The 19,594-nt window shown below is 69.1% G+C and carries 19 protein-coding genes; 9 read left to right on the top strand and 10 right to left on the bottom strand.

Annotation, left to right across the window (positions count from 1 at the left end; all coding sequences use genetic code 11):
• Positions 1–39: 39 nt before the first annotated feature.
• Genes nadC through nadA form a run of 3 tightly spaced genes read right to left on the bottom strand, consistent with a single transcriptional unit; the run spans position 40 to position 3,523 of the window.
• Positions 40–900: a carboxylating nicotinate-nucleotide diphosphorylase gene (gene nadC / locus AC5Y4T_RS17785; RefSeq protein WP_499954579.1), complete on the bottom strand. Its 861-nt coding sequence runs from the start codon at positions 898–900 to the stop codon at positions 40–42.
• Positions 897–2,477 carry an L-aspartate oxidase gene (locus AC5Y4T_RS17790; protein WP_499954581.1) on the bottom strand — a complete coding sequence of 527 codons (1,581 nt, stop codon included), beginning with the start codon at positions 2,475–2,477 and terminating at the stop codon, positions 897–899. Before AC5Y4T_RS17790 ends, nadC begins: the two co-directional genes overlap by 4 nt.
• A complete protein-coding gene (nadA, locus tag AC5Y4T_RS17795; RefSeq protein ID WP_499954583.1) occupies positions 2,474–3,523 on the bottom strand; it encodes a quinolinate synthase NadA in 1,050 nt (349 codons plus the stop codon). Before nadA ends, AC5Y4T_RS17790 begins: the two co-directional genes overlap by 4 nt.
• Positions 3,524–3,569: 46 nt before the next feature.
• Between nadA and AC5Y4T_RS17800 the strand changes: the two genes are divergently transcribed.
• Together AC5Y4T_RS17800 and AC5Y4T_RS17805 are read left to right on the top strand one after the other, a co-directional pair.
• The gene (locus tag AC5Y4T_RS17800; RefSeq protein WP_499921637.1) at positions 3,570–4,295 is read left to right on the top strand and encodes an NUDIX hydrolase; all 726 of its coding nucleotides are present in this window, start codon (positions 3,570–3,572) and stop codon (positions 4,293–4,295) included.
• Positions 4,296–4,455: 160 nt separating this feature from the next.
• On the top strand, positions 4,456–5,796 hold the full coding sequence (locus AC5Y4T_RS17805) for a lipase family protein (protein ID WP_499921639.1): 1,341 nt from the start codon (positions 4,456–4,458) through the stop codon (positions 5,794–5,796).
• Here the strand turns inward: AC5Y4T_RS17805 and AC5Y4T_RS17810 are convergent.
• Genes AC5Y4T_RS17810 through bioB form a run of 3 tightly spaced genes read right to left on the bottom strand, consistent with a single transcriptional unit; the run spans position 5,791 to position 7,742 of the window.
• Positions 5,791–6,450 carry a DUF2567 domain-containing protein gene (locus tag AC5Y4T_RS17810; RefSeq protein ID WP_499954585.1) on the bottom strand — a complete coding sequence of 220 codons (660 nt, stop codon included), beginning with the start codon at positions 6,448–6,450 and terminating at the stop codon, positions 5,791–5,793. The two genes, AC5Y4T_RS17805 and AC5Y4T_RS17810, sit on opposite strands and share 6 nt — an antisense overlap.
• On the bottom strand, positions 6,447–6,674 hold the full coding sequence (bsaP, locus tag AC5Y4T_RS17815) for a biotin synthase auxiliary protein BsaP (protein WP_064883538.1): 228 nt from the start codon (positions 6,672–6,674) through the stop codon (positions 6,447–6,449). The genes AC5Y4T_RS17810 and bsaP overlap by 4 nt, the downstream gene beginning before the upstream one ends.
• 30 nt (positions 6,675–6,704) lie before the next feature.
• Positions 6,705–7,742 carry a biotin synthase BioB gene (gene bioB / locus AC5Y4T_RS17820; RefSeq protein ID WP_499921643.1) on the bottom strand — a complete coding sequence of 346 codons (1,038 nt, stop codon included), beginning with the start codon at positions 7,740–7,742 and terminating at the stop codon, positions 6,705–6,707.
• Between the two features lie 131 nt (positions 7,743–7,873).
• Between bioB and AC5Y4T_RS17825 the strand changes: the two genes are divergently transcribed.
• The 6 genes from AC5Y4T_RS17825 (at position 7,874) to AC5Y4T_RS17850 (ending at position 15,395) form a co-directional block, all read left to right on the top strand.
• On the top strand, positions 7,874–8,065 hold the full coding sequence (locus tag AC5Y4T_RS17825; RefSeq protein WP_499954587.1) for a hypothetical protein: 192 nt from the start codon (positions 7,874–7,876) through the stop codon (positions 8,063–8,065).
• Between the two features lie 113 nt (positions 8,066–8,178).
• Positions 8,179–10,011: a hypothetical protein gene (locus tag AC5Y4T_RS17830; RefSeq protein ID WP_499921647.1), complete on the top strand. Its 1,833-nt coding sequence runs from the start codon at positions 8,179–8,181 to the stop codon at positions 10,009–10,011.
• 4 nt (positions 10,012–10,015) lie between these two features.
• Positions 10,016–10,381: a hypothetical protein gene (locus AC5Y4T_RS17835; RefSeq protein WP_499954589.1), complete on the top strand. Its 366-nt coding sequence runs from the start codon at positions 10,016–10,018 to the stop codon at positions 10,379–10,381.
• Positions 10,378–11,742, top strand: a complete 1,365-nt coding sequence (locus AC5Y4T_RS17840) for a hypothetical protein (protein ID WP_499954591.1) — start codon at positions 10,378–10,380, stop codon at positions 11,740–11,742. Before AC5Y4T_RS17835 ends, AC5Y4T_RS17840 begins: the two co-directional genes overlap by 4 nt.
• A gap of 72 nt (positions 11,743–11,814) precedes the next feature.
• Complete coding sequence (locus AC5Y4T_RS17845) at positions 11,815–13,989, top strand: adenylate/guanylate cyclase domain-containing protein (protein WP_499954593.1); 2,175 nt, start codon at positions 11,815–11,817, stop codon at positions 13,987–13,989.
• Complete coding sequence (locus AC5Y4T_RS17850; protein ID WP_499954595.1) at positions 13,989–15,395, top strand: mechanosensitive ion channel family protein; 1,407 nt, start codon at positions 13,989–13,991, stop codon at positions 15,393–15,395. Before AC5Y4T_RS17845 ends, AC5Y4T_RS17850 begins: the two co-directional genes overlap by 1 nt.
• Here the strand turns inward: AC5Y4T_RS17850 and AC5Y4T_RS17855 are convergent.
• The 4 genes from AC5Y4T_RS17855 to AC5Y4T_RS17870 are packed head-to-tail and all read right to left on the bottom strand — an operon-like array spanning position 15,392 to position 19,050.
• Positions 15,392–15,904: a 2'-5' RNA ligase family protein gene (locus AC5Y4T_RS17855; RefSeq protein ID WP_499954597.1), complete on the bottom strand. Its 513-nt coding sequence runs from the start codon at positions 15,902–15,904 to the stop codon at positions 15,392–15,394. The two genes, AC5Y4T_RS17850 and AC5Y4T_RS17855, sit on opposite strands and share 4 nt — an antisense overlap.
• Complete coding sequence (gene bioD / locus AC5Y4T_RS17860) at positions 15,904–16,584, bottom strand: dethiobiotin synthase (protein ID WP_499954599.1); 681 nt, start codon at positions 16,582–16,584, stop codon at positions 15,904–15,906. The genes AC5Y4T_RS17855 and bioD overlap by 1 nt, the downstream gene beginning before the upstream one ends.
• 9 nt (positions 16,585–16,593) lie before the next feature.
• Entirely contained in the window at positions 16,594–17,739 is a 1,146-nt protein-coding gene (locus AC5Y4T_RS17865; protein ID WP_499954601.1) for an 8-amino-7-oxononanoate synthase, read from the bottom strand.
• Positions 17,740–17,745: 6 nt separating this feature from the next.
• Entirely contained in the window at positions 17,746–19,050 is a 1,305-nt protein-coding gene (locus AC5Y4T_RS17870; protein ID WP_499954603.1) for an adenosylmethionine--8-amino-7-oxononanoate transaminase, read from the bottom strand.
• A gap of 62 nt (positions 19,051–19,112) precedes the next feature.
• On the opposite strand from AC5Y4T_RS17870, the gene AC5Y4T_RS17875 reads away from it, so the two are divergent.
• Complete coding sequence (locus tag AC5Y4T_RS17875) at positions 19,113–19,589, top strand: hypothetical protein (RefSeq protein ID WP_499921662.1); 477 nt, start codon at positions 19,113–19,115, stop codon at positions 19,587–19,589.
• Positions 19,590–19,594: the final 5 nt, after the last annotated feature.

Below are 19,594 nucleotides of genomic sequence, written 5' to 3' on the forward strand. Positions count from 1 at the left end.
TCTGCGTCGGGTGTGCGCTGGCGGGGTTGAAAGCCCCAGCTACATGTCGAGGCCGATGTCGAGCACCCGCACCGAATGGGTCAGCGCGCCGACGGCCAGGTAATCCACCCCGGTTCCGGCGTAGGCGGCCGCGTTCTCCAGGCTGAGCCCGCCCGACGATTCGAGCAGCACGGCGGGTGCGCGCGCGTCGCGGCGCTGCACGGCCATCTGCGTCTGCCACACCGGAAAGTTGTCCAGCAGGATCAGCTCGGGCTTTTCGGGCAGGACCTCGTCAAGCTGCTCGAGTGAGTCCACTTCCACCTCGCAAGGCAGGTCCGGTGCCGCGTCGCGCACGGCACGCAGCGCGTCGACCACCGAGCCCGCGGCCACCACGTGGTTGTCCTTGATCAGGGCCGCGTCGCCCAGCCCCAGCCGGTGGTTGACCCCGCCGCCGACCCGGACCGCGTATTTCTGCAAGGCGCGCAGGCCGGGCAGGGTTTTGCGGGTGTCGCGCACCTTGGCCTTGGTGCCGTGCACGGCGGCCACCCACTGCGCCGTCGTGGTGGCGATCCCGGACAGGTGGCAGATCAGGTTCAGCATCGTCCGCTCGGCGGTCAGCAGGCCGCGGGTTTCGGCTCGCAGCGTCAGCACCGGCTGGCCCGGCTCCAGGCGGGCCCCGTCCTCGACGCGGTCGACCACCTCGTAGCCGCGCGCACCGAGGACCTCGTCGAGCACCAACAAAGCGATATCGATGCCGGCGATCACACCGGGATCGCGGGGCACCATCGCCGCGGTCGCCATCGTTTCGGCGGGCACCGTCGCCAGGGTGGTGACGTCGGGTCCGTAGCGCAGATCCTCGGCCAGGCCGCGCTCGATGGTTTCGCGCGCCGCGGTCAGTTCACAGTCGGACATCGTGGTCATACGACCGCCGCCAACGCCTCCACCAGCACCGCGTTCTGGTCGTCGGCCAGGCGCAGCACATTGCTGCGTCCCAGCTCGGATGCGGTCTGCGGATATTCCTCGCGGTGGTGGCAGCCCCGGCTCTCGGTGCGGGCCAGTGCGGCGGCGGTGACCGCGCGGGCGGCGACGGCCAGCGCGACATCCTCGAAGTCGCGGCGACCGGACACCGGCCGGATCCGCGCCTGTGACAGCGCGGTGGACAGCCGGGTCAGCCCAGCGGCATCGCGCACCACCGAAGCGTCGCGGCTCATCGCGCGCTGCAGTTCGGCGCGCTCGGGCGCGGTGTGCACGACCGGCTCCGGCGCGACCGCGTGCACTCGCCCGGTCGTCGCGGCATGCGCGGCCGCCGATTTGCCGGCCCGCCCGCCGACCACCAAACCTTCCAACAGGCTGTTGGACGCCAGCCGGTTGGCTCCGTGCAGTCCGGTGCGTGCCACCTCGCCCGCGGCGAACAGCCCGGGCAGCTCCGTTCGGCCGTACACATCGGTGACGATGCCCCCGCAGCTGTAGTGCGCCCCGGGCACGACCGGAATGGGTTGCCGGACGGGATCGATGCCGGCGGCCCGGCAGGCCGCCGTCACCGTCGGGAACCGGTTGGCGAAGTCGTCGATGTGGCGGGCGTCGAGGAAGACGCAGGCATCGCCGGTGGCCTTCAATCGCGCGTCGATGGCCGCGGCGACGACGTCGCGCGGCGCCAGATCTCCCATCGGATGAACACCGGCCGTCACCGAATCGCCTTGCCGGTCAATCAGTTTTGCACCCTCGCCGCGGATGGCCTCGGTGACCAGCGGACGCCGCCCGGTGGGGGCGTCCGGGGCGAAGAGCATCGTGGGGTGGAACTGGATGAACTCGAGATCGCTGACCGCGACACCGGCCCACAGGCCCAGCGCGAGTCCATCGCCGGTGGAGCCCTCGGGGTTGGTGGTCGCGCCGTACAGGTGCCCGAGGCCGCCGGAAGCGAGGATCACCGAAGGCGCGCTGATGATTCCGCACCCGTTCGGGGTGCCGACCAGGACACCGGTCACGGCGGCGCCGTCGTGCAGAACCCGCAGCACCACGTGGGCGGTGCGAATGTCCAGCATGCGAGCGGCGTGGTCGAGGGCGCGCTGCACTTCGGCGCCGGTGGCGTCGCCGCCGGCATGGACGATGCGCCGCCGGGAGTGTCCTCCCTCCCGGGTCAGCGCCCACTTGCCGGGCGACGATTCGTCGAATCGTGCTCCGTCGCCTACCAATTCGGTGACCGCCGCGTATCCGTCGGCGACGATCGAGTAGACCGCCTCGGGATCGCACAGGCCCGCCCCCGCGACCACGGTGTCGGCGACATGGGCTTCCACCGAGTCGTCATTGTCGGGCAGTACTACCGCGATGCCGCCCTGCGCGTAGTGCGTCGCCGTCGCCCCGCGGGCCTGGTCGGCTTTGCTCAGCACCACGACGCTGCGCCCGGCGCGGTGGGCCGCCAGCGCGGCGGCCAGTCCCGCGACGCCGGTGCCGATGACGACGACGTCGGCGCTGTGCGTCCACTGGGGTCGGGCGGTCATTCGCCGCCGCCCGGCTGCCCGATCTCGATCATTCGCTGCACGCTGCGCCGCCCGGCGGCGGCGATCTCGGGGTCGACATCGACTTCGTCGGCCCCCTCGACGAGGCAGCGCAGCAACGCGGCCGGGGTGATCATCTTCATGAACTTGCAGGAGGCCCGGTCATTGACCGCGCGGAAGTCGACTTGCGGTGCGGCCCGGCGCAATTGGTACAACATGCCGACCTCGGTGGCGACCAGCACCTTGCGCGCGTCGGTCTGGTTGGCGGCCTCCAGCATGCCGCCGGTGGACAGGATCTTCACCCGGTCCGGCGGGAAGGCGCCCTCGCCCGCGAGATACAGCGCCGAAGTGGCGCAACCACATTCGGGGTGCACGAAGAGCTCGGCATCGGGATTGGCGCGGGCCTGGTCGCGCAGTTCGTCGCCGTTGATCCCGGCGTGCACGTGGCATTCGCCCGCCCACACATGCAGGTTCTCGCGACCGGTCATCCGACGCACGTGGGCGCCGAGGAATTGATCCGGGCAGAACAGCACCTCGCGGTCCGGGTCGATGGACTCGACGACCTCCACCGCGTTGGACGAGGTACAGCAGATGTCGGTGAGCGCCTTGACCGCCGCGGTGGTGTTGACGTAGGAAACGACGACCGCGCCGGGGTGTTCGTCCTTCCAGGCGCGCAGTTCGTCGGCGGTGATGGAGTCCGCCAGCGAGCACCCGGCGCGCTGGTCCGGGATGAGCACCGTCTTGTCGGGGCTGAGGATCTTGGCGGTCTCGGCCATGAAGTGCACACCGCAGAACACGATGGTGTCCTCGGGCGCCTCGGCGGCGATCCGTGACAGCGCCAGGGAGTCGCCGACGTGATCGGCGACGTCCTGGATCTCGGGCAGCTGGTAGTTGTGCGCCAGGACGGTGGCGCCACGCAGCTTGGCCAGGCGGCGAACCTCGGCCGCCCATTGCTCATCACCGGCCACCCCGGCGTACCCGGTGGGTGAATCCGTGATGTCGGCAACCATGCTTTCGGCGAGCGTGTCCATGCGATTGATAACCGTCATGGCGGGTCCTTTCAGCCCAGGAGGTTTTCGACTTACAATCGAAAACATGGCCCATGGTAGCACCGCCCACGAAGTGCTCGCGGTCGTGTTCCAGGTTCGCGGAGTGACCGGACGGGTTACGAAGGGTCGCCACACGGCAAAACCACAGCTGAACGTGCTGTTATGGCAGCGCGCCAGGGAGCCACAGCGGGGCAAGTGGTCGCTGCCGGGCGGGCAGCTGCGCAACGACGAGGACATGATCACCTCCGTCCGGCGGCAACTCGCAGAGAAAGTCGACCTCAAAGAGCTGGCACACCTGGAGCAGCTCGCGGTGTTCTCCGACCCGCACCGGGTTCCGGACACCCGGGTGATCGCGTCGACCTTCCTGGGCCTGGTGCCCTCCCCCGCCAGCCCCGAGCTGCCGCCGGACACCCGTTGGCATCCGGTGAACTCCCTGCCGCCGATGGCCTTCGACCACGGTCGAATGGTGGACAACGCCCGCACCCGGCTGATCGCCAAGCTGTCCTACACCAATATCGGTTTCGCCTTGGCACCAAGGGAATTCGCGCTTTCCACGCTGCGCGACATCTACGGCGCCGCCCTGGGCTATCAGGTGGACGCGACGAACCTGCAGCGGGTGCTGGCCCGGCGCGGCGTGATCACGGCGACGGGCACCATCGCACAATCCGGGCGCAGCGGCGGCCGTCCGGCCGCGCTGTACCGGTTCACCGACGCGGCGCTGCGGGTGACCGACGAATTCGCCGCGCTCAAGCCGCCGGGGCTCCCTGGCTAGGCTGGTGGAAAAGCGTCGTCGGGCGACGCGGGGGCATTTCGACTTCAGTAGCGCTCTGACCTGGCCAATGTGACGAGAAGTCGCTCACACTGCGGCGATTACGTTTTGGTTACCTGCCGTTCGTGCGCGAGAATGCCGGGTGGCCACGAAGGGAGCCTCAATGGCTGAGCTCGGCAATCTGGCAGGCACGCACGGAGCGGAATGGATCGCCCGGCCGCCGCACGAGGAACTGCAGCACAAGGTGCGTCCGCTGCTGCCCTCCGACGATCCGTTCTACCAGCCGCCGCTGGGGTTTCAGCACGCCGAGCCCGGCACCGTGCTGCGCTCGCGTGACGTCGAGCTGGCGTTCCTGGGGCTGATCCCGCAACCCATGAAAGCCGTCCAGCTGCTCTACCGGACCATGGACATGAACGGCGAGCCGGAAGCCACCGCCACCACGGTGATCGTCCCCGCCGACCTCGCTCCGGGTCAGTCGTGCCCGCTGCTGTCGTACCAGTGCGCGATCGACGCCGTCTCGTCGCGCTGCTTTCCCTCCTACGCGCTGCGCCGCAGGGCGAAAGCACTGGGCGCGATCGGCCAGTTCGAGCTTTTCCTGATCGTCGCCGCCGTCGCCGAGGGATGGGCCGTCTCCGTGCCCGACCACGAGGGCCTGCGCGGCCTGTGGGGCGCGCCGTATGAACCGGGCTACCGCGTTCTGGACGGCATCCGGGCGGCGCGGAGCTCGGAGCGCCTGAACCTGTCCTCCTCGGCCCCCGTCGGGCTGTGGGGATACTCCGGTGGCGGACTGGCCAGCGCGTGGGCTGCCGAGATCTGCGCCGAATACGCGCCCGAACTGGACATCGTCGGCGCGGTGCTGGGCTCGCCCGTGGGGGACCTCGGTAACACCTTCCGCCGCCTCAACGGCAGCTTCCTGTCCGGGCTTCCGGCGCTGGTGGTAGCCGCGCTCGCGCACATCTATCCCGACCTGGACCGGGTGATCCGGGAGCACACCAACGAGGAGGGTCGCGCCCTGCTCGACTCGCTGGAGAAGATGACGACGGTGCAAGCCGTGGTGCGGATGGCCGGCAAGAACATGGGTGACTACCTCGACGAGCCGCTCGAGCAGATTCTGTCCACCCCGGAAGTCACCTACGTCTTCGACCACATCAAGCTCGGCGCCGCGGTCCCCACACCGCCGGTGCTGATCGTGCAGGCAGTGCACGACTACCTGATCGACGTGCACGACATCGACGTGCTTGCCGATGCGTATTCCGCCGGCGGCGCGCACGTCACCTACCACCGTGACGCCTTCAACGAGCACATGATGCTGCATCCGCTGTCGGCGCCGATGGCCCTGCGCTGGCTGACGGATCGCTTCGAGAGCCGCCCGCTGACCGAACACCTGATCCGGACCACGTGGCCGACGATGTTCAACCCGATGACCTACGTCGGGATGGCCCGGCTGCTGAAGATCGCGGCAAAAGTCGTCACGGGCCGCAAGATCGGCCGTCGCCCGCTATGACGTTGGCACTTCCGCGGCGCCTCCGCCTTTCACCGGCAGCGTCTCGGAAGGCCTAGGCTGCGGCGGAAGCGCCCCCAGGTCGTCGCGGGCGTCCGCGGCCGTACGAACGGCGTAGACCAGAGCCGCGATACCGGCCGGCCACAGCAGGGTCACCGCGATCTGCAGCGGGCCGTCCGAGAAGAACACCGGCGGTGCCTGGACGACGTACGCGACCGACGGGCTTTTCGTCAGCGGTATCGCATCGAAGTTCAGGGCGCCAAAGCGCAGCCGAACCAGCCCGGCCCCCACCGCCGAGGCCGCGGCGGCCGCCGCCACCATGCCGCTCGACAGGGCGATCACCATTGCCGGCCCGCGGTGCTCGCGCCACTGCCACACCCCGACCGAGGCCACCACCGCCAGCACGGTCAGCAGCCCCAGCATCAGGGCCGGCGCGACGAAGAAATGCTCGGACTCATTACCCAGGTAGTCATGGACGCGCTCACCCGAGCGGGTGAGCGCCACCACGGCGTGAATCGGCGGGGCGATCCACGCCCACACCCCGCCGATCACCACACCGGTGAGCGCCGAGCCCAGGACGACGACCAGGAGCGCACGCGTACGCGCCCGGCGGGAAGCGGGAACATCCACAGCCTCCGGCCTGGCCGGCTCGGTCACCGCTGCGTCTCCAGATCACCGGAATCGACCTCACCGTGCCGCGAGCAGCGCGCCCGCCAGCCGTCGGGGCGAACCTGTACCACCATCCGGCGCCCGCACGCCGCGCAGAACCGGGGAGGCTCGAGACCCAACTGAGCCGCTGTCGGCACGGAGGTGCCCCCTAATTCCCCGGTGTAGACGTTGTAGACGCCGGCGCTCACCGCAGCGCCCAGATCGCCAACCACAAGTCTTTAACCCTAGCCGCGACAGCCGGCCTACAAGCTGGCGTTGAGGCCCTTGAGGGGCATCTGCAGATCGTCCAGCAATTCCAGGTCGGATTCGGCGGGACGACCCAGCGTGGTCAGGTAGTTGCCCACGATCACGGCGTTGATGCCGCCCAGGATGCCCTGCTTGGCACCCAGATCCCCCAGCGTGATCTCGCGGCCACCGGCGAACCGCAGCATGGTGCGCGGCAGCGCCAGGCGGAAGGCGGCCACCGACTTCAGCGCCTCGCTCGCCGGCATGACCTCGAGGTCGCCGAACGGGGTTCCGGGCCGCGGGTTGAGGAAGTTCAGCGGCACCTCGTCGGGGCCGAGTTCGGCCAGCTCCGCGGCGAATTCCGCGCGCTGCTCGAGGGTCTCACCCATGCCGAGGATGCCGCCGCAGCACACCTCCATGCCGGCGTCACGGACCATCGACAGCGTCTCCCAGCGCTCCTCCCAGCTGTGCGTGGTCACGACGTTGGTGAAGTACGAGCGGGCGGTCTCGAGGTTGTGGTTGTAGCGGTGCACGCCCATCTCGGAGAGCTGCTCGACCTGCTCGGCGGTCAGCATGCCCAGCGAACAGGCGATGTTGATCTCGACTTCGTTGCGGATCGCTTCGATACCGGCGGCGACCTGGGCCAACAGCCGCTCGTCGGGACCGCGCACCGCCGCCACGATGCAGAATTCGGTGGCGCCGGACTTTGCGGTCTGTTTGGCCGCCTCGACCAGGCTGGGAATGTCCAGCCGGGCGCTGCGCACCGGCGACGCGAACAGGCCCGACTGTGAGCAGAAATGGCAGTCCTCCGGGCAGCCGCCGGTCTTCAGGCTGATGATGCCCTCGACCTCGACCTCCGGTCCGCACCAGCGCATGCGTACCTCGTGGGCCAGCGCCAACAGTTCGTCGAGCCGGTCGTCGGGCAGCTGCAGCACCCGCAGCACCTGGTCACGGCTCAATCCCTGGCCGTCCTCCAGCACCTGCTGCCGGGCCACCGCCAAGATGTCCTCGTCGTTGCCGGTTTCGGCCGTCGGTCGAGTTGCCGCTTGCGTCACCAGGTACTCCCCTGCCTCTTTTTCGTGTCCGCGCGAGGCGACACCTGCCACATGGTGATGGCAGCCGGAATGAAAAGTGTTCAGAGTAGGGTAACGGCCGAACGGTCCGACCTAGCTATGGGTATACGACCTTGGTGACTCCGCACGCCGAAATCCTGGCGCACCACATGCTGCTGTTGGCGGCGCCGGCCTTCCTGCCTGCGGTGATCGTGGTAGGGGTGATCTTGTACATCGCACTGCGCGACCGCCGCGAGGGCCGCAACGCCACACGTTCGACAGGCGACGGCCCCCATTCCGACACGCCCGACGAAAAGCGTGATTGACGAGCGCTGCATCGGGGCATTAAACAAGCAATCGCAGACCTACTTGACAGTAATAAGCGGTTGACTTCAATCGGATCCTCCGGGGCAGCCCGGCGCGGTTGGGAGGCACGACGATGCGGTCGAATGAACTGACGATTGTTGCCGAGGCACCGGCTCGCGGTGCGGGGCTGAATCAGGTGATCGGGCTGTCGATCGCCGCGGTGGTGATCACCCTGCTGTTGCTGTGGGTGGGCCATGCCCATCGCACCCGTCGCATCACCTGGTTGACCCGCCTCGCCGACAAGCTCGGCGAGAAGTTCCACCGCCCCGGCTGGGTCGCCCTGCCGGTTCTGGTGTTCACCACGTCGATCATCTGCGCGTTGTTCGGCTTCATCTGGGACGTCAGCTGGCATATCGGCAACGGCCGCGATCCCGGGCCGCTGGCCAACCCGGCGCACTACTTCATCATCATCGGATTGTTCGGCATCTTCCTTGGTGGGATGACGGCGGTCGTGCTGCCGTTCGACCAGCCCGGCCCGGCGGCAGTGCGGATCACGCAGAACTGGCGCGCGCCGGTCGGCGGCGTGCTGATGGCCGGTTGCGGGATGTACGCGATGATCGGGTTCCCGCTCGACGACATCTGGCACCGAATCTTCGGCCAAGACGTCACCCTCTGGGGCCCAACGCATTTGATGATGATCGGCGGTGCCTGCTTTTCGCTGTTCGCGGTGCTGATGCTGGAGCGCGAGGGTGAGGCCGAAGAAGGCGAAGACGTCTACCACGGCGTCTTCATTACCTTCCTGCGTTACCTGTCCTTCGGCGGGTTGTTCATCGGCCTGTCGGTCTATCAGATCGAGTTCGATTTCGGCGTCCCGCAATTCCGCCTGGTGTTCCAACCCATGCTGATCGCCGGCGCTTCAGCCCTGGCGGCGATCGCTGCCCGCATCACCATGGGACGAGGCGCGGCCCTGATCTCGGCCGTCTTCGCCATCGCCCTGCGTGGTGGTGTCGCCTTGCTGGTCGGGCCGATACTGGGCGCTCCCATCAACTGGTTCCCGCTCTACCTCGGACCCGCGCTGGCAGTCGAGCTGGTCGCGCTGACCCCGCTTCTCAAGCGCCCCATCCTGTTTGGCGCCGTCGCCGGGCTGGGCGTGGGCACGGTCGGGCTCTGGCTTGAGTCGCTGTGGATCGCGGCGGTCTACCACTACCCGTGGCCGATGAGCATGTGGCCCGAGGCCCTGGCGATGGCCGTGCCGGTGGCGATCCTGATGGGTATGTGCGGCGCCATGTTCGGCATGGTGCTCACCGGACAGCGTCTCCCCGGGCGCGCCATCGGCATCTCTGTGATCGTCGTGACGGTGTTGGTGATCGGCGGCGCGGTGGCCAACGGCTTGCACATCGTGGTGCCCGGCCAGAACAACGCCACCATCACGTTGACCGATCTGCCCAGTCCGCCGGGGCAGCGCATGGTGTCGGCCGACGTCCAACTGCTACCCGCCGACATGGTCAGCGACAATCCGGACTGGCTGACGATCCTGTCCTGGCAGGGGCGCATGAACAACGACCGCGGCCTCGTCATCGACCGGCTCGCCAAGGTCGGGCCGGGACACTACCGCTCCACCCAGCCGGTCCCGGTCTGGGGAGATTGGAAGACCCTGCTCCGTGTGCAGGACGGCCGCACGATGACGGCCGTGCCGATCTGGGAACCGGCGGACTCCGCCATTCCGGCCCCCGAGGTCCCCGCGCTGGCATCGAGCACCCGGCCGTTCGTCCTGGAGGTCACCATCCTGCAGCGCGAACGCGACCAAAGCGCGCCGGCGTGGTTGTTCACCGCGGGCGGGATCGTGGTGCTGTTCCTGACGCTCATGGTGATCGCCGGCTTGACCTGGGGCGCCGGCCGACTCAACAACTCCCTCGCCGAGCCGGAACCGGTGGAAGACAAGCAGCCGATTCCTCGGGCGGCGTAGGGCCATGTCACTACGGGGCACGCTGGGAGCGGCGGGCGCAGCGGCGCTGGCCTGCGGCCTGGTCGCCTGCGGCGGCGGTTCTACGGGCAAATCTCCGGCCGCACCGCTGACGATCGACGTGACCATCGCTAACGGGCAGGTCACTCCGACCAACGCCACGTTGCAGGCAAAGGTGCACCAGCAGATCACCCTGCACGTGACCAGCGACGCCGCCGATGAGCTGCACGTGCATTCGACGCCCGACCATAAGTTCCAGGTCGCGGCCGCGCCCAACCAGACGTTCGGGTTCGCCGTCGACGTTCCCGGCAACGTCGCGGTGGAGCTGCACCACCTGGACCGCACCATCGCAACCATCCAAGTGCGGTCGTGAGCTCCGCCGCCGCGGCGGTGGTGCTCGCGCACGGACTCGGTGGGTCTGGCGACCTCCCGGTACCCTACGCCTACGCGATGGTCGGGGCGGCCTGGGCGCTGACGTTCACCTTCGCCCTGGTGGCTTTCGCGTGGCGCCGACCGCGGTTCGATCCGCTCAAGCCGGGGCGTCCCTTGCCGGCGGCGCTGACGACGTTGGTCGATTCCCGGGCGGCGCGGTGGTCGGCGGCCGCGGTGGCCCTGGCGTTCGCGGCGTGGGCGGTGGCCGCCGGGCTGTGGGGTCCCGAATCGGAGTCCAACGCGCTGCTCGGCGCGTTCTACGTGCTGCTGTGGGTCGGGCTGGTGGCACTGTCGTTGGCCTTCGGACCGGTGTGGCGGGTGATTTCGCCGATGCGCACGGTGTATCTGCTGCTGCGACGCATCGTCCCGGAGCGGCTGGGCCGCCCACGGCTGTCCTACCCCGAAGGCTGGGGCTATCGGCCCGCGGCGGCCGGCCTGTTCGCCTTCGTCTGGATGGAGCTGGCCAGCCCCAATTCTGCGTCACTGCCGTGGGTCAGGACATGGATAGCCTGCTACGCCGTGCTGATGCTGGTCGGCGCGTGGCTGTGCGGGCAGCGCTGGCTGGCCCGCGCCGACCCGTTCGGCGTTTACAGCGTGGCCGTCTCCCGGCTCTCGCCGTTTCGGCGCAACCGGGGGACCGGCCGGATCGTCATCGGGAACCCGCTCGACCATCTGCCGTCGCTGCCGGTGCGGCCGGGTGTCGTCGTGCTCCTCGCGGTGCTGCTCGGCTCGACGGCGTTCGACAGTTTCTCGTCGTCGCCGACGTGGCGCGGCTTCTCCGACCAGGTCACCCGCGAATTCGGGGCGCCCCCGACCTTGGCGTCATCGACGCTGCGCACCGTCGGCCTGATCGTTTTCATTTGCGTTGTGGCACTGACGTTTTCACTCGCCGCACGCGCCACTGGCGGGGTGACCGCAGAGCAGCGCCGCGAATTGCCCGGCGAGATGGCACATTCGCTGATCCCGATCGTGGTGGGCTACATCTTCGCGCACTACCTGTCCTATCTCGTGGAGCGCGGACAACAGGCGCTCTTCGCGCTGGCCGACCCCTTCGGCCACGGGTGGAATCTGCTCGGCCTGGCGCATCTGCACGTCGCCTACGTATTGTCCATGCACCCCCCGGTGCTGGCCGCGGTCAAGGTGACCTGTGTGGTCACCGGGCACATCGTCGCGGTGATCGCGGCCCACGACAAAGCGCTGCGGCTGCTGCCCACCGGCCACCAGCTCACCGGGCAGCTGACGATGATGCTGGTGATGGTCGGCTACACCTTCACCGGTTTGTATCTGCTCTTCGGGGGGTAGGCGTCGGGGCGTGCGCTTCGTAACGCCATCGCGAGAAGCGGCGCCGTGGCGTCGGGGACACCAGGGGAGTTGATGCGCCCGAAAGAGTCGGCTCCCCCGGACGAGCAGGCCGCGGCCCCCAAGAGGCGCCGCCCGCGCGCGCTGTCGTGGGTCAGCATTCAGTCCAAAGTCATGCTGATGTTGCTGGTGTCCAGCCTGGCGTCGCTGGGTGTGATCGGGACTGTCGAGTACGTCGCGGCGCGCAATGCGCTGCTGCCCGCGGCTTCCGAGCGCATGACGCAGTTGCGCGAGGCGCAGAAACGCGCGATCGAGACGCTGTTCTCGGACTTGTCGGACTCGCTGGTCGTCTACAGCCGCGGATCCACCGCGCTGGACGCGGTGCAGGCCTTCACCGCCGGCTTCGACCAGCTGGCCAACGCGCCCGTCGACCCCGGGCAGCAGCGCGCGCTGGTGGACTTCTACAACGAGCGGCTGATCAAACCGCTGGAGCGCGACACCGGAAACAAGCTGGCTCTTGATGCCCTGCTGCCGACCAACAACTCACAGCGGTATCTGCAGGCGCACTACACCGTTGCGGCACATGGGACTCCGAATGGATCCGCACCCGACGACGCGGGCGACGGCAGCGCCTGGTCGGCCGCCAACGCCCGCTTCAACGACTACTTCCGCGAGATCGCCACCCGCTTCGAATACCGCGACGCGCTGCTGCTGGACACTCGCGGCAACGTGGTCTACACCGTCCGCAAAAGCGCCTCGCTAGGAACCAACGTGCTCACCGGCCCGTATCGACAGTCGAACCTGCGCGGCGCCTACGAGAAGGCGATGGCGGCGAACTCGGTCAATTTCGTGTGGATCACCGATTTTCAGCCCTATCAGCCCCAGCTCGGTCAGCCCATCGCGTGGTTGGTCGCGCCCATCGGGCCGCCGGGCAGGCCCGCCGGGGTGCTGGCGCTGCCGCTGCCGATCGCGAAGGTGAATCGGATCATGACCGCCGACAAGCAGTGGCGCGCCGCGGGCATGGGCCAGACCGCCGAAACCTATCTCGCCGGCCCGGACAATCTCATGCGCTCCGACTCGCGGCTGTTCATCGAAGACCCGCAGCGATATCGGCGGGAGGCACTCGCCGCCGGCGCTCGCCGCGAGACCGTCGACACCGCGATCAGGTGGGGCGGCACCACACTGGTCCAGCCCGTCGCCACCCCGGCCGTGCTTGCCGCGCAACGCGGCGAGACCGGAACGGTGACCGACACCGGCTATCTGGGCCGGCGAGAGCTGGCGTCTTACGCTCCCTTGTCCCTGCCGAATTCCGATTTGCACTGGTCGATCGTGGCGACCAGGGAAACCTCGGAGGCCAATGCCCGGGTGGCGTCGCTCACCCAGACGCTGATATTGACAACTACGGCAATGGTATTCGTCATCTGCGTGGCCGCGCTGCTGGTCGCCCAGATATTCGTGCGGCCCATTCGCCGGTTGCAGGCCGGGGCGCGTGAGATCGGCGCCGGCAACTACGACGTCGCGATCCCGGTCACCTCACGCGATGAAATCGGTGAACTCATGGCCGCTTTCAACGACATGAGCCGCAACCTGCAGATCAAAGAGGAACTGCTGACCGAGCAGCGCAAAGAGAACGACCGGCTGCTCGCTTCGTTGATGCCCGAGCCGGTGGCGCGGCGTTATCGCGACGGGGAACAAACCATCGCCCAGGAGCACCAGGACGTCACCGTCATCTTCGCCGACATCGTCGGTCTCGACGACATCTCCGGCAAGCTCTCCGGCCGCGAACTGGTGGGCATCGTCGACGAGTTGATCCGGGAACTCGATTCGGCGGCGGAATCCCTTGGCATCGAGCCGATTCGCACACTGCACAACGGATACCTCGCCAGCTGCGGCCTGAACTTCCCCCGGTTGGACAGCGTCCACCGCACCGTCGAATTCGCCATCGAGATGCAAGACATCATTGCGCGCTTCAACAGCAGGACGGGTTATCACCTGGGACTGCGGGCCGGCATCAACACCGGCCATGTAATCAGCGGACTGGTCGGGCGATCCAGCATCGTCTACGACATGTGGGGGGCGGCCGTCAACCTGGCCCACCAGACACGCAGCAGCACAACGCAATCCGGAATCTTCGTCACCGCACAGGTTTACGAGGTGATGCGCGACATCCGCCGATTCACTCCGGCTGGCACCATCACCGTCGGCGGGACCGAGCAGCAGATCTGGAAGTTGTCGGAAGGGCAGGAATAGTGAACACCCTCGACTCGTCGTCGCTGTATTGGGCCGCCGGTGTGGTGTTCGGCCTGCCGCTGCTGCTGATCGCGCTGACCGAATGGCACCAGGGGCTGGTCCGCAAGTCGAGTCCACTGGCGCGGCCCGTCCTGCTGTTGCGCAGTTATCTCATCCCGCTTGGCGCCCTGCTGGTGCTGCTGGTGAATGTGGCCCAGATGCCCGCGCAGTTCACGTCGGTTCGGGTGCTTGCGACGGTGTTCGGTTTCGTGGTGCTGGTGCTGGTGTTATCCGGGCTCAAGGCAACGGTTTTCGAAGGTGCACCGCAGGGGTCCTGGCGCCAGCGGATCCCGCGCATCTTCCTCGACGTGACCCGATTCGTGCTGATCGGGGTCGGGCTGGCGGTCATCTTCTCCTACGTCTGGGGTGTGCGCGTCGGCGGCCTGTTCACCGCGCTGGGGGTGACCTCGGTGGTCATCGGCCTGATGCTGCAGAATTCCGTCGGCCAGATCGTGTCGGGCCTGTTCATGTTGTTCGAGCAGCCGTTCCGGATCGGCGACTGGCTGGACACCCCATCGGCCCGCGGCCGGATCGTGGAGGCGAACTGGCGGTCCGTACACATCGAGTCCGGTCACGGGCTTCAGATCACCCCGAACTCGGTGCTTGCCACCACCTCGTTCACCAATCTCAGCCGCCCGGCCGGCGGGCACCAATTGACAATGACCGCAACGTTTTCCGAGATCGACCCGCCGGATCGGGTGTGTGCGCTGTTGGAACGGATTGCCAACGCATTGCCGCAGCGCAGGCCCGACGCGGTGGCGGCGTCGGTGCCGACCGGAGGGGCCGAGTACCGGGTCAGCGTCGGGCTGACGTCGCCTGCGGACGACTCCGCCGCGCAAGCCGCGTTTCTGCGTTGGCTCTGGTACGCCGCGCGGCGCGAGGGCCTGCACCTCGACGGCGCCCAGGACGACATCTCGACGAGCGAGCGCATCGAGAGGGCAGTGCGGACCGTGGTGGCACCGGCGCTGCGGCTCAGCCCACAGGATCAGCAGGCCCTGGTGTCGCACGCGAAAATCGTTCGCTACGGGGCGAATGAGATCGTCGAGCAGGCCGGTCACGTTCCCGCCAGAATGACGTTTCTGCTCGAGGGCGGCGTGCGGTTGACCGCCACAGCGACGGATGGAACGGTGGTCGCGGTCGGGGGGCTGGACGAGGGCTCGTTCCTGGGTGTGACCGCGCTGACCCGACAACCCAACCTGGCCGACGCCCAGGCCATCGGCGAACTGACCGCGCTGGAGATCGATCGCGATCACCTCGTCGAGCTGGTCATGGACAAGCCGCTGCTGTTGCAGGACCTGGGCCGGGCCATCGACGAGCGGCGCGCCTGGGTGCAGGCGGCCACCGCGCCGGTGCTGGCGGACGCCTAGCCACCGATCAGGTGTTCGACCTTTTTGTTGCCATCCCAGCGACGCAAACCCGCGAAACTGCCCTCGATTCGGGTGGGCCGGCCCGCGACGCGCAACGCCCGCCCGAGTTGGGCGCCGCCGACGCGGCGCGCCAGCGTGACGTGCCCGGTCCACTGACCGGGCAGGCTGTTGGGCATCGGGCCGGGCTTGCAGTGCGGAGCACACACCCGGTGCACCTGCGCGTGCAGGGCCAGCAGTTCGCCGGTCGGCACCACCAGCCGCGCGAAAACCGCACTGGCGCGCCCGAATAACACCGGTGCACTGATGAGGCAGCGCTGCGGCAGCCGCTCAGCGACGGGGCGCAGCAGCTCGTCGACGTCGGCGGCGATGCCTTCGGCCACGGCCAATGTCACGTGCGGCCGGCTGGCGGGCGCCTGACTGGGTATTCCCGCCGTGGCCAACGCTTCCCAGATGTTCCGGATGGCCACCTCGGTGTCGCGGTCGAAGACCAGCTCGATGGAGTGGACCATCAGGCCACCAGGGCGGTGACCCAGTCGCGGTCGAACGCCTTGGCGCACAGCGTCGCGAACTCGGCGGTGTCCAGTGACGCCGCACCTTCGGGCAGCACCGCGCGCACCGCGGCCAGCCGGGCCAGCGCGGACCGGTTGGTCGTCTCGACCACCCCGGGCCGCCGGGGCCAGCTGCCGATGACCAGGCCCGCACACGAAAGCCCCTGTGCGGCAATAGATTCCAGGGTCAGCGCGGTGTGGTTCAGGGTGCCCAGCGCCGGGCCGACCACGACCAGCACCGCGGCGCCCAGCGCGACGGCGAGATCGCGTGCGGTGACACCGTTTTCGCCGAGTTCGACCAGCAGCCCCCCGGCGCCCTCGACCAACGTCAGCCGCCCCGGGCGGTCCAGCTCGCCGATGAGCGCCAGCAGCTGCTCGCGGGTGGGCAGCGGCATTCCGGCCGCCTCCGCGGCGGCCACCGGCGCCAGCGGCTGCGGATACCGGCCGAGTCCAGCCAGCTCGCTCACCCCCGACAGCCGGGCCACCTCGGCGAGGTCGTCGTCGCCGGCGTCGGTGCCGGTCTGAACCGGTTTGCACACCGCGACGTCGAGGCCGGCCTGACGAGCGTGACACGCCAGTGCCGCGGTGGCGACCGTCTTGCCGACCCCGGTGTCGGTGCCGGTGACGACCAGGACCGTCACCGGCGCGCCTCAGCCGAGCGTGGCGAGCACATCGGTCAGCACGCGCCGCGCTACCTCGAGTTCGGCGTCGTCCAGCGACGCGCGGGCGGTCAGCCGCAGCCGCGACGTCCCGACCGGCACGGTCGGGGGCCGGAAGCAGCCCACCCGCACGCCGGCATCCAGGCAGGCGGTCGCGGCGGCCACCGCCACGTCCGGGTCGCCCAGGATCACCGACACCACCGCCGACTGCGGCACCTCGGCCACCCCGCACGCTTCGGCGAGCATGGCGGCATGGCGCAGCACCGCGGCCGCCCGCCAGGGCTCCGACCGCAGCACGCCCAGCGCGGACCGCGCGGCGCCCACCGCCGCCGGGGTCAGGCCGGTGTCGAAGATGAAGGTGCGCGCCGCGTCGATCAGATGGGCGCGCACCGACGCCGGCCCGAGCACCGCGCCGCCCTGACTGCCCAGCGCCTTGGACAGCGTGGTGGTCATGACCACGTCCGGCGAACCGGCCAGCCCGGCCTCGTGCAGCAGCCCGCGCCCGCCGCCGCGCACCCCCAAGCCGTGCGCCTCGTCGACGATGAGCAGGGCGCGATGGCGACGGCACGCCTCGTGCAGTTCCCGAAGCGGCGCCAGCGCGCCGTCGGTGGAGAACACCGACTCGGTGATGACGACCGCGCGCTCCTCGGGGCGCGCGGCGAGCGCCGCCTCCGCGGCGCCGACGTCGCGATGCGGCGTGATCGCCACCCGCGCCCGCGACAGCCGGCAGGCGTCCACCAGCGACGCGTGCGAATACTCGTCGGAGACCAGCAGCGAACCCCGGCCCGACAACCCGACGACGGCGCCCAGGTTGGCCGCGTAGCCGGAGGAGAACAGCAGCCCGGATTCGGCGCCGGCGTAGTCGGCCAGCTCGGACTCGAACTGCTGGTGCAACTCGGTGTCCCCGGTGACCAGCCGGGACCCGGTCGCCCCGGCACCCCACATGCGCAGCGCGGCGATCCCGCCATCGATCACGTCGGGGTGTTGCGAGAGCCCGAGGTAGTCGTTGGAGGCCAGATCCAGCTCGGTGGCGACCGCGGGACGCGGCCGCAGTGAACGGCGCAGCCCGGCCTCCCGGCGCTGCCGTTCCACCGCTTCCAGCCAGGCCAGCGGGGAAACCTCGATCGGTGCCTTCATCGGCGTTCAGCCTACGAGGTGGGCGACCTGCACCATCGCCGAGGTGATCTGGGCGACCTCGTCGGGCGTGCAGATGTAGGGCGGCATCGCGTAGACCAGGTTGCGGAAGGGGCGCAGCCAGACGCCGCGGTCCAGGGCCGCGGGGGTGGCGACGCCCAGGTCGACGGGGCGCTCGCACTCGATGACGCCGATGGCGCCGCACACCCGCACGTCGCTTACGCCGGGCAATGCCCGGGCCGGCTCGAGTCCGGCCGCCAGGCCGGCGCCGATCTCGCCGACCCGCGACCGCCAGTCCTGCCCGAGCAGCACCTCGACGCTGGCCACTGATACCGCGCAGGCCAGCGCGTTCGCCATGAACGTGGGGCCGTGCATCAGCGCTCCGGCCTCGCCGCCACTGATGGTGTGGGCGATGTCGGCCGTGCACAGGGTGGCGGCCAGGGTCAGATATCCCCCGGTCAGCGCCTTGCCGACGCACATGATGTCCGGGCTCACGCCTGCGTGGTCGGCCGCGAACAGCTCGCCGGTGCGCCCGAAGCCGGTGGCGATCTCGTCGAAAATCAGCAGCACCTCGTGCCGCCGGCAGATGTCGCGCAGGTCGCGCAGGTATCGCGGGTCGTGGAAGCGCATGCCGCCGGCGCCCTGCACGACGGGCTCGACGACGACGGCGGCCAGTTCGGCGGCGTGCCCGACCAGTTGCTCCTCGAACGCCGCGCTGTAGCCGGCGTCGTAGTGCCGCGGCACCTGCGGGGCGAACACCTGGCGGGCCAGGATGTCGGTCCACAGCGAATGCATGCCGCCGTCGGGGTCGCAGACGCTCATCGGCGTGAACGTGTCGCCGTGGTAGCCCCCGCGCCAGGTCATCAGCCGGTGCTTGCCGGGCCGGTCGCGGCTGCGCCAGTACTGCAGCGCCATCTTGACCGCCACCTCCACCGACACCGATCCGGAGTCGCTGAAGAACACGGTCTCCAGACCCGCCGGGGTGATGTCCACCAGCAGCTGGGCCAGGCGCGCGGCGGGTTCGTGGGTCAGCCCGCCGAACATGACGTGGTTCATGGCGCCGAGCTGGGCGGACAGGGCCGCATCGAGCACCGGGTGGCCATGCCCGTGAATCGCGGTCCACCAGGAGCTCATCGCGTCGAGCGCCTCGAGCGGCTTGCCGTCGCGGATCAGGGTGAGCCACGCGCCGCGGGCGCCGACCGCCACCACGGGTGCGACGGATTCGGCGCCGATGGTGCTGTAGGGATGCCACAGGTGCGCGGCGTCGATCGCGCTGATCTGATCGGGCGTCAGGCCGGCCTTTGCCGCGGGCATAGTGATCGAGGGTAAAGCAGCCGATTCGCGCAAAACTCCGACGTCGGGAAGCATGGGACATCATGGCCACGCCGCAGCAGCCCGACAGCGCAGCGCCCGGAGCCGAGGCCGGGCCGCCGCCGGGGCCGGGCTGGTCCCCCGACACCCACTACCCGCTGCTCGAGTACGAGGACGAAGCGCCTCGGGTGCTGCGCGTGCGGGTGGCGCCCTGGGACATCGCCTGCACGGTCGCGCTGCTGATCTTGCTCGCGGTGCTGGCCACGGCGACGACCTGGCCGACGCGGCTCTTCGGCTTTCTGGCGAATGTGTGCGAGGACGAGACCTGCGGGCCGGTTCCCTATGGGCTCGACCTGTATATCCACCCGGTGGTCTGGGGCGGCATCGGTGCGGCCATGACCGCGGCGGTCATCGGGCCGGTCGTTTCCCTGCTCAAGGGCTGGTACATGTCCTTCTGGCCGGTGCTGTCGCTGGCGCTGGTGATGGTCAGCTCGATAGCCGGATCGCTGCTGACGATGTTCAGCGAACGCTACTGGCTTTGATCACG

This window comes from Mycobacterium sp. NGS11, from assembly GCF_059813315.1.